This is a genomic window from Bradyrhizobium sp. 62B, assembly GCF_030272265.2.
Taxonomy (GTDB): domain Bacteria; phylum Pseudomonadota; class Alphaproteobacteria; order Rhizobiales; family Xanthobacteraceae; genus Bradyrhizobium.
On record NZ_CP092841.2, the window covers coordinates 6551216 to 6564869 of the forward strand.

16 protein-coding genes are annotated in these 13654 nt (G+C 64.2%); 12 read left to right on the top strand and 4 right to left on the bottom strand.

Annotated elements, in window-relative coordinates; all coding sequences use genetic code 11:
• Positions 1–47 precede the first annotated feature (47 nt).
• From ML401_RS31420 to ML401_RS31430, 3 genes are all read left to right on the top strand, one after another.
• Positions 48–1610, top strand: coding sequence for a DEAD/DEAH box helicase (locus ML401_RS31420; RefSeq protein ID WP_285807980.1), 1563 nt, complete (start codon positions 48–50; stop codon positions 1608–1610).
• A 24-nt stretch (positions 1611–1634) separates the two neighbouring features.
• Positions 1635–1922 carry a translation initiation factor IF-1 gene (gene infA / locus ML401_RS31425; RefSeq protein ID WP_008131890.1) on the top strand — a complete coding sequence of 96 codons (288 nt, stop codon included), beginning with the start codon at positions 1635–1637 and terminating at the stop codon, positions 1920–1922.
• Positions 1923–2190: 268 nt separating this feature from the next.
• Entirely contained in the window at positions 2191–2403 is a 213-nt protein-coding gene (locus ML401_RS31430) for a cold-shock protein (protein ID WP_194404462.1), read from the top strand.
• A gap of 97 nt (positions 2404–2500) precedes the next feature.
• On the opposite strand, the gene ML401_RS31435 is transcribed toward ML401_RS31430, so the two are convergent.
• The 4 genes from ML401_RS31435 to ML401_RS31450 form a co-directional block, all read right to left on the bottom strand.
• On the bottom strand, positions 2501–3115 hold the full coding sequence (locus ML401_RS31435) for a TadE/TadG family type IV pilus assembly protein (protein WP_211415866.1): 615 nt from the start codon (positions 3113–3115) through the stop codon (positions 2501–2503).
• 23 nt (positions 3116–3138) lie between these two features.
• The gene (locus ML401_RS31440) at positions 3139–3720 is read right to left on the bottom strand and encodes a TadE/TadG family type IV pilus assembly protein (protein WP_211415865.1); all 582 of its coding nucleotides are present in this window, start codon (positions 3718–3720) and stop codon (positions 3139–3141) included.
• 231 nt (positions 3721–3951) lie between these two features.
• Complete coding sequence (locus tag ML401_RS31445; RefSeq protein ID WP_211415864.1) at positions 3952–4449, bottom strand: pilus assembly protein N-terminal domain-containing protein; 498 nt, start codon at positions 4447–4449, stop codon at positions 3952–3954.
• 156 nt (positions 4450–4605) lie between these two features.
• Positions 4606–5433, bottom strand: coding sequence for a sterol desaturase family protein (locus ML401_RS31450; protein ID WP_285807983.1), 828 nt, complete (start codon positions 5431–5433; stop codon positions 4606–4608).
• A gap of 268 nt (positions 5434–5701) precedes the next feature.
• Between ML401_RS31450 and ML401_RS31455 the strand changes: the two genes are divergently transcribed.
• The 9 genes from ML401_RS31455 to ML401_RS31495 all read left to right on the top strand — a co-directional run bounded on the left by ML401_RS31455 (position 5702) and on the right by ML401_RS31495 (position 13649).
• Positions 5702–5866 (top strand): Flp family type IVb pilin, encoded by a 165-nt coding sequence (locus tag ML401_RS31455; RefSeq protein WP_194404467.1) that lies wholly within the window; start codon positions 5702–5704, stop codon positions 5864–5866.
• A gap of 76 nt (positions 5867–5942) precedes the next feature.
• Complete coding sequence (locus tag ML401_RS31460; protein ID WP_212063449.1) at positions 5943–6083, top strand: hypothetical protein; 141 nt, start codon at positions 5943–5945, stop codon at positions 6081–6083.
• A 124-nt stretch (positions 6084–6207) separates the two neighbouring features.
• On the top strand, positions 6208–6732 hold the full coding sequence (locus tag ML401_RS31465) for a prepilin peptidase (protein ID WP_194404469.1): 525 nt from the start codon (positions 6208–6210) through the stop codon (positions 6730–6732).
• Between the two features lie 128 nt (positions 6733–6860).
• The gene (gene cpaB, locus ML401_RS31470; protein ID WP_211415863.1) at positions 6861–7661 is read left to right on the top strand and encodes a Flp pilus assembly protein CpaB; all 801 of its coding nucleotides are present in this window, start codon (positions 6861–6863) and stop codon (positions 7659–7661) included.
• Between the two features lie 11 nt (positions 7662–7672).
• On the top strand, positions 7673–9148 hold the full coding sequence (locus ML401_RS31475; protein ID WP_194408458.1) for a type II and III secretion system protein family protein: 1476 nt from the start codon (positions 7673–7675) through the stop codon (positions 9146–9148).
• A gap of 19 nt (positions 9149–9167) precedes the next feature.
• A complete protein-coding gene (locus ML401_RS31480) occupies positions 9168–9902 on the top strand; it encodes a CpaD family pilus assembly protein (protein WP_194404471.1) in 735 nt (244 codons plus the stop codon).
• Positions 9899–11167, top strand: coding sequence for an AAA family ATPase (locus ML401_RS31485; RefSeq protein WP_211415862.1), 1269 nt, complete (start codon positions 9899–9901; stop codon positions 11165–11167). The genes ML401_RS31480 and ML401_RS31485 overlap by 4 nt, the downstream gene beginning before the upstream one ends.
• A gap of 21 nt (positions 11168–11188) precedes the next feature.
• Positions 11189–12658, top strand: coding sequence for a CpaF family protein (locus ML401_RS31490; RefSeq protein ID WP_194404473.1), 1470 nt, complete (start codon positions 11189–11191; stop codon positions 12656–12658).
• A gap of 13 nt (positions 12659–12671) precedes the next feature.
• Positions 12672–13649 (top strand): type II secretion system F family protein, encoded by a 978-nt coding sequence (locus ML401_RS31495; protein ID WP_194404474.1) that lies wholly within the window; start codon positions 12672–12674, stop codon positions 13647–13649.
• Positions 13650–13654 lie beyond the last annotated feature (5 nt).

Genomic DNA, 13654 nt, shown 5'->3' on the forward strand with positions numbered 1-13654 from the left:
CCTTTTGCGCGCGCCGCGCTGAATGCGCCGGGCGTTGCGCTTTTGACATGGAAAGAACCCATCTTTTGACTTCGTTTCAGGATTTCGGCCTCGCCGAACCGATCGCGCGTGCTCTCGCCGAAGAGAACTACGTCACTCCCACCCCCATCCAGGCCCAGACTGTTCCGATCGCGCTGACCGGGCGCGACGTCGTCGGCATTGCCCAGACCGGAACCGGCAAGACCGCGTCCTTCGCGCTGCCGATCCTGCACCGCCTGCTCGAGAACCGCATCAAGCCGCAGCCCAAGACCTGCCGCGTCCTGGTGCTGTCGCCCACCCGCGAGCTGTCCGGCCAGATCCTCGATAGCTTCAACGCCTATGGCCGCCACCTCCGCCTGGCCTCGACGCTCGCCATCGGCGGCGTGCCGATGGGCCGCCAGGTCCGTGCCCTGATGCAGGGCGTCGACGTGCTGGTCGCCACCCCCGGCCGCCTGCTCGACCTCGTGCAAAGCAACGGATTGAAACTTTCGAGCGTCGAATTCCTCGTGCTCGACGAAGCCGACCGCATGCTCGACATGGGCTTCATCAACGACATCCGCAAAATCGTCGCGAAACTCCCGATCAAGCGGCAGACGCTGTTCTTCTCGGCCACCATGCCGAAGGACATCGCCGAGCTCGCCGACGCCATGCTGCGTGACCCCGCCCGCGTCGCGGTGACCCCGGTCTCCTCGACCGCCGAGCGGATCAACCAGCGCATCGTCCAGGTCGACTTCTCCGCCAAGCCCGCCTTCCTGACCAAGCTGCTGAAAGACGAGCCGGTCAACCGCGCACTGGTCTTCACCCGCACCAAGCACGGTGCCGACAAGGTGGTGAAGTCGCTCGAGAAGGCCGGCATTCCCGCCAGCGCCATCCACGGCAACAAGTCGCAGAACCATCGCGAGCGCACGCTCGCCCAGTTCCGCTCGGGCGAGATCCGCACCCTGGTCGCCACCGACATTGCCGCCCGTGGCATCGATGTCGACGGCATCAGCCACGTCATCAATTTCGACCTGCCCAACGTGCCGGAAACCTATGTCCACCGTATCGGCCGCACGGCGCGCGCCGGCGCCGAGGGCACCGCGATCTCGCTGGTGGCCGGCGGCGAGGAACTCAGCTACCTCCGCGACATCGAGCGGCTGATCAAGGTGGCGCTGCCCCGCGAAGACCTCCGTACCGATGCCGGCCGCCGGGACGCCGGTCCTCCCCCGTCCCAGCAACGGCAGGGCCGGCCGGGTGGCCGCCCGGGCCAGCGTCCGCAAGGCGCCCGGCACGGCGACGGACGGCGTGGCGACGAACGGCATGCCGACGGACGCCATCATAGCGCCGGCAGGCCCGGCGAAGGACGGCCCGGCGAAGGACGTTATGGCGAGGGCAGACCTGTTGATGGCAGGCCCGGAGAGGGCCACAAGGCCTCCAAAGGGTCTCGCCGCCGCCGCGGTTCGGGTGGTAAGATGAATTCCTCACCAGCCGATCGGTCGGAACAGCGTCCCGCGCATAGCGCCGGCAAGCCTGATGGAATACAAGGCGTTGCCTTTTTGCGTCGCGAGAGTCGCCCCAACGGCCGACCGAACCGCAATCCTCATTCGAACTAACAGTCCACGACTGGAGACCCCCACATGGCTAAGGAAGAGCTGATCCAGTTCGAAGGACTGGTCACCGAAATCCTCCCCGACGCCCGCTACCGCGTGCAGCTCGACGCCGGACACGAGATCGTCGCCTACACGGCCGGCAAGATGAAGAAGAACCGCATCAAGACGCTGGCGGGCGACCGCGTGACGGTGGAGATGTCGCCCTATGACCTGGAGAAGGGCCGGTTGATTTTCCGCCACAAGGACGAACGTCCCAGCGGGGTGGGTGGACCGCCTCGTCCCGGACAGCGCGGCGGTCAGTTCCGTCGCCGCTAGCCTATGGTTGGCGCGCAAGCGCGGAAATAAAATGCCGATCCTTATTTTGATCCGCCGTGCACCCACGGCGGATCAAAAAATCGTGCGCGCCCCGATTGTTTTGAGTCCCCAATTCCGATAAAAGGAATTTATCGATTTTCGGCCGGACGACATTAGCATCCACCGGTACAGCCGGTTCAGACACGCTGACGACCCTTCCAAAAATTCGATCTAACCGGCCCGCGCGAGCGGGCTCCAACATTGTGTTATCTGAGAAGGGACTACCCCCGTGAGCATGGGAACCGTGAAGTGGTTTAACGCGACCAAAGGCTTCGGCTTCATTCAGCCCGACGATGGCGGCCAGGACGTGTTCGTCCACATCAGCGCCGTGGAACGTGCCGGCCTCGGCACGCTGCGTGAAGGTCAGAAGATCTCCTACGAGATCGTGGCCGACCGTCGTTCCGGCAAGTCGGCGGCAGACAATCTCCGCGACGCAGGCTGAACCCGCCGGGCCTCGCCCGATCGGCTCGCAAGAAAACAAGAAGGCCGTGCGCACCGCACGGCCTTTTCATTTTCATTCTACGCCGTGCTCGAGGACATCAGCACGAGGACGGTACGCCGTTGTAGGGAACGCAAGTGACCTGGCGCGGCCGCGTGTAGGACAGATCGCTCAGCGGCAGGCTCGACTTCAACACGTAGCCCACCGACGGCGTGTAAGTGTAGCTCGCCTCGCTGAGGATGAGGTAGGTCGACGGAATGAGCAGCGTCGATGGAATTTCGTTGGTCACCTTGTCGCCGGCCTTCCGAGCCGAGGTCGCCAGCGTCGCTTGCGTCGCGCCACTCGCGATGGTTCCGGCCTTGCTCCACTGGACCGTGGCAATGCTGTTCGCATCGATATAGATCTGGGAAATCGCGCCTTTCACGAGCGTTGCGTCGTAAGGCATGATGATCGAGATGCTGGCCGTGAACGTGTTCTGCATGTCGGAATCGGCAAGCGTCGTCGACTGCGACGTCAGATCGGACAGGGTCCGTGCAATCAACGTGACCTTTCGATCGATCGCCACCGCCGACGAGAACTCGACGGTGCCGAAGAACATCACCAGCATCAGCGGGACGATGACCGCGAATTCGGTCGCCGCGAGCGCGCGCTTGTCGGCGACGAAGTCACGCAATGAGCAGCGGGCATTTCCCAAGAAATTCGCAATCGCCTGCATTGGTCCGCCCAGATCCATCTGCCTCAGAAGGGTTCGTTCTTGAAGGCTGCGGTCGCCACCAGCAGCCGCTTGTTGCTGCAACCAATGTTGTAGCCGAGGCCGGTGACAACGAGCGGCCACTGATAGAACAGCCGCACCACGACGACCTGGCTGGCGCTGCCGGGATTGTATTGCACGCCGGCCGGATTGAAGGTGCAGGAATCGCCGTAATTGGTGAGGCTCAGCGTCGTGAAGGAACTGGTGCTCACCACGTCGACGTAGAGCTTATTGCAATCGAACAGCGCCGGGATCTGGCTGCAGACATAGGCCTTGAACGTGGTCTGATCGCACGCCGACACCGTGTTGGGCACCGTCTGACAGGCCGCAACCGAGCCGCCCTGCGCTTGCGCCTGACCGGTCAGAATCGCGCGTGCCGAAGCTTGGGTGATGGTCTCGAGCACCTGGCCTGCGAAGAACACCAGCGCCGTCTCGATGATGGCGAACAGCAGCCCGAAGAAGATCGGAGCAACCAGCGCGAACTCGACTGCCGCAGAGCCACGGCGGCTGCCGCGAAACCGGCTTAGCGCCTTGCGGAGCGTAAATCTCGTAGACGGAAGCGATGGCATCGCGTCAAATTCCCCAGCAGCGGCGATCCTCTGCTTCATTCAATAGCTAAAACTGATTGTTTAAGTGTTGCAGGCGATTCACGCTGCGCGAACCGCACGGCTAAGGATGCGTTAACCACGCGCGCCGGCGGCAGGAAAAACGGCGCGCGCAGCCGGACGTCGCCTTGCGTCCGGGAAGCGCCAAGGCGGATCAGGCGATCCACCCCGGCGCGAACCGGTCAATCGGTCTGGCTAGTTGGATTTGGTGGCCGCACCGGCGTTGCCGCTGGCACTGCTGCTCAGCGAACCGGCCTGGTTCATCGTGTTGTTGAAGTAGGTGTCGCTGTCGCCGAGCGTCACCCGGCGTTGGCAAAGCGGCATGCAGCTATAGGACTCGCGCTCGATCCCGCGATAGACGGTGACGAGCCGGTCGCTCGGGCCTTCGACCTGGATCTGGCGGTCGACCAGAATCTCGCCGCTCCGGTCGAGCGCGATGAAATTGGTGGCACCGTAGCCCTTGCCGGTCACGACGATCATTCCGCCGGGCTGCAGCGTGACATCGGCGATCAGGGGATTGCCGACCACGATGGTCGCCACCTTGCCGGGCAGCCGCACCAGCTTGGCCTGGTCGACATTGACGGCGATGGTGTCGGCGGTCGGTTCGGCAAGGCCGGCAGCCGGCGATGCCAGCACGGCGGCAGCAACCAGAAGACAGACCCGCGCATGACGGCGCAGCAATTCTTTACGCATACTCTTACCCCCGGGACGTCACAAACCGGCAGAAGCGAACGGATAACAACGGAGCCGGTGCCCGACCCGGCTAACCTGCCCTTAATTCATGAACGTTCCGCAAACTCGCAGACGATTGTTCGACGGACCGGCATTTGCGCGGTCGCTATCTCCAGCCTAGCGGCGGAACGGATAGGCCAATTGGCCCGCGATCTCCTTCGGTATGGCCGCTTCGTCCTTGCCGTAGTCCTGCGGAAGCTGCCCCTCCGGCATGCGGAAGGTGCCGAACAGCACGTCCCAGACCGGGAACGTCCCGGCGAAATTCGTGTTGCCGCCCTCCGCGAGCGAGGTGTGGTGCCAACGGTGGAACACCGGGGTTGCCAGCAGATATTTGAACGGTCCGAAGGTCCAGTTCAGATTGGCGTGCACGAAGGCCGAATGGAAGGTGGTGAACGGGCCAACCCAGAGCATGATGTTCGGGGAGATGCCGGCCATCAGCAGAACGACGTCGACGCTGATCGTCCCGAGCATGAGATTAATGGGATGGAAGCGGGCCGCGGAAATCCAACCGATCTCCTCCGACGAATGATGAATGGCGTGGTACTTCCAGAAACCGCCGTCGTGGAAAAGCCGGTGGATCCAGTACAGCATGAAATCAGACAGCACCACGAACAGCAGGGCTTGCACCCACAGGGGCAGCTGCGCCAGCGGACCATGGCCGTTGTCGTAGAAGGCGATGAGTTCGTCGGCATCGTGGATGTTGAAGACGGCGCCGGCGCCGACGATCAGCAGTCCGATCCGCATGGTACGGGCGAACACCGGAACGAAGAACCAGTAGCAGATGTCGGTGATGATCTCCCGCTTGCGCCACCACGGGGCGCCGGGATTGCAAGCCCAGAAATGCTCCAGCACGGTGAAGACCGCCGCGAGCACGAAGGTGACGGGGACCACTTTCGCGATGGTCTCGCCGAGCATCAGGGCGACTTCCATGGGCAGGCTCGACATCGTCGCCTCTCTCCGCGAATTCCAATCCTCTTACGCCTACTCCGTGAAATTTAAGGGAGGATGAAGCGGCCGCTGCGCTGGCGAAGCATCTGGAACCGGAGAGAATTGAAGACCCGGCTTTAAGGCGAAATTCACTCTGGACCAAAGCATCTCGCCAGAAGCCGGTTTGCGCGATCGAATTAACTCTACCGAAAGAGCTCGGCTCTCATGTTCACCGCGTCATAGACAGCGCCGAACGAGGCGATCCCAACCGAATGGAGTTTTGTTCATGAAGAACTTGATTGCGCGTTTTGCGAAGGATGAGTCCGGCGCCACCGCCATCGAATACGGCCTGATCGCCGCCGGCATCGCGCTGGCCATCATCACCGTCGTCAACAGCCTCGGCACCACGCTGAACGCCAAGTTCACAGCGATCAGCACCTCGCTGAAGTAAGCGACAAGCGAACGACGGCAAAAGCCCCGGACCTCCGGGGCCTTTGTTTTTCTGAAGACGGCGAGTTCCAGTGGCGTTGCGCGAGTACAGAACCGATGCCGCGGTCGCGGCGAACGAGGCGGTGGCGGCGCAGGCCGGCTCGCCGGTCTATTGGGTCTGCCTTGCGCTGCTGCTCGCGACGGTCGCACTCGCCGCGCGCATTGCCAGCCTCTGGTAAGCACGCGTTCCGCGGTTTCGGCCCCGCGTGCCCCTCGCTGCCGTTGTCGGTTTGTTTAGCAACTCGTGGCTAGACTCCGGCGACGCCAGTTCCCGCGGCAAACTCAGGCCTCAAGACGCAGCCCATGATCCTCGACCTTGCGCGCCTTCTGCTCTTCCCTGCCCTGATGGCGTTCGCCGCCGCGAGCGATCTCTTCACGATGACGATCTCGAACCGCGTGTCGCTGGCGCTGGTCGCAGGCTTCTTCGCGCTCGCCCTCGCCGGTGGCATGGCACCTTACGAGATGCTCAGTCATGTCGGCGCCGGCGCGCTTCTCCTCGTCATTGCCTTTGCTTGCTTTGCAATGGGCTGGATGGGCGGCGGCGATGCCAAGGTCGCCGCCTCCGTCGCGCTGTGGTTTGGTTTCACGCCCCTGATGGATTTCCTGCTCTACGCCTCATTGTTCGGGGGCGCGCTGACGCTGCTGCTGCTCCAGTTCCGGCAATGGCCCCTGCCTTACGGCCTGGCGGGACAGGCCTGGCTTGCACGGCTGCACGACAAGCAAACCGGCATTCCTTACGGCATCGCGCTCACGCTTGGCGCGCTGATGGTCTACCCGGAGACCGAATGGGTGAAGGCGATCGACCTCGCCCACCTCGCACTGCGCTGAACGCGCCGGGTAAACCCGGCGTTAAGGCGATTTAGATACGCCTCATTAACCATGCTTTGACGAATAGCTGGTCAACTGCCGATTACGGCGGCGGCAGCGTCGCGGCGTCTTGTTGGAAAGTGAAGCGTATGAATAGGGCACGCATTGTCGTCCTGACGGTCGCCATCTGCGCCGGCGGTGTGGCCGCGTACCTGGCGAGCGGCTCGGACCAATCTGCGCCGCCTCCGGCGGCTCCGGTCGCACAGCTTCCAACCGTCGACGTTCTCGTGGCCAAGAACGACATCGGTCTCGGCCAGACCGTGAAGCCGGAAGACGTGCAATGGCAGACCTGGCCGGCCGCGACCGCCAGCGCCACCTTCATCCGCCGCAACGAGCGTCCAGAGGGCGCGACCCAGGTCACCGGTTCCATCGCCCGCGCCCCCTTCATTCAAGGTGAGCCGATCCGCGACCAGAAGCTGGTCAAGGCCGAAGGCTCCGGCTTCATGGCGGCAATCCTGCCCACCGGCATGCGGGCGATCTCGACCGAGATCTCGCCGGAAACCGGCGCGGGCGGCTTCATCCTGCCCAACGATCGCGTCGACGTCCTTCTGACGCGCCGGCTGAAGAACCCGGACCAGACCAGCGGCGCCCCCGACGTCGTCACCTCCGAGATCATCCTGGCCAATATCCGCGTCCTGGCCATCGACCAGGCGCCAAAGGAGAAGGACGGCCAGAACGCGGTGGTCGGCAAGACCGTCACCCTCGAGCTCAATCCCGCGCAGACCGCGACACTCTCCGCGGCCCGCCAGAGCGGCACGCTGTCGCTGGCGCTGCGCAGCATCGTCGACGTCAAGATGAGCGAAATCACGCTCGATGATTCCGCGCAGAAGCGGGACGGTATTTCGATCATTCGCTACGGCATTCCAAGTCAGACGGCGAAAGCACGATGAAGACAGTCGATATGAAGCACAGGGTGGATTTGACGACGATGCGAACCTCGGCGGTTCGCGCCCTGTCGTTTTCGGCCGCTTTCGCGCTGGCGCTCAACCCGGTGTTGAACCCCGTGGTCGCCGCCGATTACCGTCCCGTGGCCTCGGCCGCCGCGGATGGCCAGATGAACGCGCGCTTCCTCTCGCTCGGCGTCGGCAAATCCATCGTGATCGACCTGCCGCGCGACATCAAGGATGTGCTGGTCGCCGATCCCAAGATCGCCAACGCGGTGGTCCGCTCGGCGCAGCGCGCCTATATCATCGGTGCCACGGTCGGCCAGACCAATATCGTGTTCTTCGATTCCGCGGGGCAACAGATCGCGGCCTATGACATCGCGGTCAAGCGCGACCTCAACGGCGTGCGCGCCGCTCTGAAGCAGATCTTGCCCAATTCGGACATTCAAATCGACGGGCTCGGCGACGGCATTGTCCTGACCGGCACGGCGGCGAATCCGATGGAGGCGCAGCAGGCCAACGATCTCGCGGCGCGCCTGGCCGGCGGCGCCGACAAGGTCGTGAACTCGATCGTGGTGCGCGGCCGCGACCAGGTCATGCTCAAGGTGACGGTCGCGGAAGTCCAGCGCACCATCGTCAAGCAGCTCGGCATCGACCTGAGCGCCAGCCTCAACTACGGCACGTCGGTGGTGAGCTTCACCAACTCCAATCCGTTCACGGCTCTCGGCAAGAACCTCGTGGACGGCAACAATTTGACGACGAAGTTCGGCGGCGCGTCGTCGGTGCAGGCCACCCTGCGCGCGATGGAAACCGCGGGCGTGATCCGCACGCTGGCCGAACCGAACCTGACCGCAATCTCCGGTGAATCGGCAACGTTCATCGCCGGCGGTGAATTCCCGGTCCCGGCAGGCTATGCGTGCGACCCCACCACCCATGTCTGTACCACCCAGATCAGCTTCAAGAAGTTCGGCATCTCGCTCAACTTCACCCCCGTGGTGCTGAGCGAAGGCAAGATCAGCCTGCGCGTGATGACCGAGGTCTCGGAGCTCTCGAACGAAAACGCGATCACGCTGTCGCAGGCCGTCACCTCGACCTCGGTGAATTCGCTGACGGTGCCCTCGATCAGGACCCGCCGCGCGGAGACCTCGCTGGAAATTCCCTCCGGCGGCGCGATGGCGATGGCCGGCCTGATCCAGCAGCAGACCAAGCAGGCCATCAGCGGACTGCCGGGACTGATGCAGCTCCCGGTCCTCGGCACGCTGTTCCGCAGCCGCGACTTCGTCAACAACGCGACCGAGCTGGTCGTGATCGTGACCCCCTATGTCGTTCGCGCGGTGGCGCCAAAGGACCTGTCGCGACCGGATGACGGCTTCACCCCGCCTGCGGATCCTCAGGCCCAGCTGCTCGGCAACATCAACCGCATCTACGGCGTGCCCGGCCGGACCGAACCGGCCAAGAACTACCGCGGCACTTACGGCTTCATTACCGACTGATGCGAAACGGGGATTCACGATGATCACAAGACCACCCCAGCTTCGCAAACGCGCCATTCGCCTCGGCGGTGCGCTCGTCGGCATGGCGCTCGCGCTCGGCGGCTGCCAACACGACGAGGTCGTCACCGCTTCCATTCCGGACGACTACAAGCAGCGCCATCCGATCGCGATCGAGGAGCAAAACCGCTCGATCGTCGTCTTCGTCGGCCATGCCCGCGGCGGCTTGACCGCTGCCCAGCGCGCCGACGTGATGGGCGTCGCATCGGCTTGGTTGCACGAGGGCACAGGCGCCATCCGCATCGACGTGCCGTCCGGCACGCCCAATGCGCGTCCGGTCGCGGACTCAATGCGCGAAATCCAGGCGATGCTGGCCGGGGCAGGCGTTCCGCCGCGGGGCATCAATGTTCGCCCCTACCAGCCCGACGACAAGCGCTTCCTGCCGCCGATCCGCCTCACCTATTCCAAGGTCGCCGCGATCGCGGGCCCCTGTGGCCTGTGGCCCGACGACATCGGCCCTTCGATCAAGAACAAGACCTGGTTCGAGAACAAGGACTATTACAATTACGGCTGCGCCTACCAGCGCAACCTCGCCGCGATGGTCGACAATCCGTCGGATCTCGAGCAACCACGACCTGAAACGCCGTCCTACACGCCCCGGCGCATCACCGGCTTCGAGAAGTATCGCAAGGGAACGACGAGCGCGACCACCTATCCCGAGGCCGACAAGGCCAAACTCAGCGATACCGGCAAATGATCAGCTACGCTCGCCAGACACAAGAAGAGCAGCCGGACGCAGCGCCTCCGCCGGTCGAGGAGCATATTGCCCCAGCGCCCCGCGTCTCGGTCCAGGCCTTCTGCGAGACCGTGGAAACCGCTGCCGCGGTCCAGTCGGCCGGCGAGGATCGCCGTCTCGGCAAGGCCCACCTCAAGATCCAGATGGGCGGCATGGCGGCCGCGATCGAAGCCTACCGCTCGGCTCCCACCCCGAACGTGATCGTGCTCGAGAGCGACGGCCGCAACGACCTGCTGGGCGGGCTCGACCACCTCGCCACCGTCTGCGACGCCGGCACCCGCGTGGTCGTGATCGGCCGCATCAACGACGTCATGCTCTACCGCGAGCTGGTGCGCCGCGGCGTCAGCGACTATGTGCTCGCGCCGGTCGGCGCGATCGACGTCGTACGCTCGATCTGCAACCTGTTCTCGGCGCCGGAAGCCAAGGCGGTCGGCCGCATCATCGCCGTGGTCGGGGCCAAGGGCGGCGTCGGGGCGTCCACCATCTCCCACAACGTCGCCTGGGCGATCGCACGCGACCTCGCAATGGACGCCGTCGTCGCCGATCTCGACCTCGCCTTCGGCACCGCCGGGCTCGACTACAACCAGGATCCGCCGCAGGGCATTGCCGACGCCGTGTTCTCGCCCGACCGGGTCGACACCGCCTTCATCGACCGCCTGCTGTCGAAATGCACCGACCATCTCAGCCTGCTGGCGGCGCCGGCGACGCTCGACCGGGTCTATGATTTCGGCACCGACGCCTTCGACTCCGTGTTCGACACGCTGCGCTCCACCATGCCCTGCATCGTGCTCGACATCCCGCACCAATGGTCGGGCTGGACCAAGCGCGCCTTGATCGGAGCGGACGACATCCTGATCGTGGCCGCCCCTGACCTCGCCAATCTGCGCAATACCAAGAACCTGTTCGATCTGCTGAAGGCGGCGCGCCCCAACGACCGGCCGCCGCTCTACTGCCTGAACCAAGTCGGCGTGCCGAAAAGGCCCGAAATCGCCGCCGCGGAGTTCGCCAAGGCAATCGAGAGCCAGCCGATCGTTTCGATCCCGTTCGAGCCGCAGATCTTCGGCTCGGCGGCCAACAACGGCCAGATGATCGCGGAGATCTCCGCCAACCACAAGTCGATCGAGATGTTCCTTCAGATCGCCCAGCGCCTGACCGGCCGCAGCGAGACCAAGAAGCAAAAGTCCTCCCTGTTTTCACCCCTGATTGACAAGTTGCGGGGAAAATAGACCCCCGCGTGGAGTTGTTAAGTGTTCGGTAAGCGTAGCGGAACAGACACCGACCTTCGGGCGCCCAAGCCCGGCGCCGTGTCGCTCGAGCCTGCCCAGGCTCCGGCGCCGACGGTGTCGCGCGCCCCGCCTCCGCCGGCCGTCGCTTCGCCGCCGCTTGCCCCGGTCAAGGCGCCGCCGCCTCCCCCCATGGAGAGCCGGCGTTCGGACAATTATTACGAGGTCAAGGCGACCATCTTCGGCGCGCTGATCGAGGCGATCGACCTCGCCCAGCTCGCCAAGCTGGACTCGGAATCCGCGCGCGAGGAAATCCGCGACATCGTCAACGAGATCATCGCGATCAAGAACATCGTGATGTCGATCGCCGAGCAGGAAGAGCTGCTCGACGACATCTGCAACGACGTTCTGGGTTACGGTCCGCTGGAGCCGCTGCTGTCGCGCGACGATATCGCCGACATCATGGTCAATGGCGCCAACACCGTCTACATCGAGGTCGCCGGCAAGATCCAGCGCACCGGCATCCGCTTCCGCGACAACCAGCAGCTCCTCAACATCTGTCAACGCATCGTCAGCCAGGTTGGCCGGCGCGTCGACGAATCCTCGCCGATCTGCGACGCACGCCTCGCCGACGGCTCGCGCGTCAACGCCATCGTGCCGCCGCTGTCGATCGACGGCCCGACACTCACCATCCGCAAGTTCAAGAAGGACAAGCTGACGCTCGATCAGCTCGTCAAGTTCGGCGCGATCTCGCCGGAAGGCGCCGAGATCCTCCAGATCATCGGCCGCGTCCGCTGCAACGTGCTGATCTCCGGCGGCACCGGCTCCGGAAAGACCACGCTGCTGAACTGTCTGACGAATTACATCGAGCACGACGAGCGCGTCATCACCTGCGAGGACGCCGCCGAGCTCCAGCTCCAGCAGCCCCATGTGGTGCGGCTGGAAACCCGTCCGCCCAATATCGAGGGCGAGGGTCAGGTCACCATGCGCGAACTGGTACGCAACTGCCTGCGTATGCGGCCCGAACGCATCATCGTCGGCGAAGTCCGCGGACCCGAGGCGTTCGACCTGCTGCAGGCCATGAACACCGGCCATGACGGCTCGATGGGCACGCTGCACGCCAACAACCCGCGCGAAGCCCTGTCGCGCTGCGAATCCATGATCACGATGGGAGGCTTCTCGCTTCCCTCGCGGACCATCCGCGAAATGATCTGCGCCTCGATCGACGTCATCGTCCAGGCCGCGCGCCTGCGCGACGGCTCGCGCCGCATCACCCACATCACCGAGGTGATGGGCATGGAAGGCGACACCATCATCACCCAGGACATCTTCCTCTACGACATGATCGGCGAGGACGCCAACGGCAAGATCATCGGCCGCCACCGCTCGACCGGTATCGGCCGCCCGAGGTTCTGGGAACGCGCCCGCTATTACGGCGAGGAGAAACGCCTTGCCGCCGCGCTCGACGCCGCGGAAGTGGCGCCGACGACGTGAGCAGGTCAGCGCCATGAACATACAGGTTCTCGCCCTCGCATTTCTTGCCACCGCAGCGGTCGGCGGCATCGCATGGGTCTTCCTCTATCCGCTGCTCTCCGGGGAACGGAAGGCGGAAGGCCGGCGTGCCTCGATCGCCCGCGCAGACGCGCCCGCGGCCAAGCAGAGCGAAAAGAGCCAGCGATCGCGCCGCGAGCAAGTCGAGACGTCGCTGAAGGATCTCGAGGCACGGCGTCAGCAGGAAAAGAGCGTTCCGCTCAATATCCGCTTGTCCCAGGCCGGCCTGGATTGGACGCCGCAGAAATTCTGGATCGTGTCCGCCGTGTTGGCGGGCGTGCTGTTCGCAGGAGCCCTGTTCGTCGGCGGTGGCTTGCTCGGCGCCGCCGGCCTGGCCTTTGCCGGAGGTTTGGGCCTGCCGCGCTGGGCCCTCGGCTTCCTGAAGAAGCGCCGGGAAAACCAGTTCCTGAAGGCACTCCCCGACGCGGTCGACGTCATCGTCCGCGGCATCAAGGCAGGCCTGCCGCTGTTCGAATCGATCAAGGTCGTCGCTGCGGATGCACCGGAGCCGCTGCGCAGCGAGTTCCTCGCCATCATCGAAACGCAGGCGATCGGCATGCCCTTGGGCGAGGCATGCTCTCGGCTCTATGAGCGCATGCCGCTGCCCGAAGCCAACTTCTTCGGCATCGTCATCTCGATCCAGCAGAAATCGGGCGGCAATCTCTCGGAGGCGCTGGGCAACCTCTCCAAGGTGCTGCGCGACCGCAAGAAGATGAAAGAGAAGATCCAGGCGATGTCGATGGAAGCCAAGGCCTCGGCCGGCATCATCGGTTCGTTGCCGCCGATCGTGATGTTCCTCGTTTACCTCACGACGCCGCACTACATCTCGCTGCTTTGGACTCATCCCACCGGCCAGCTGATGCTGGTCGGCTGCGTCGTCTGGATGTCGATCGGCATCATGGTGATGAAAAAGATGATCAATTTCGACTTTTGACGGTG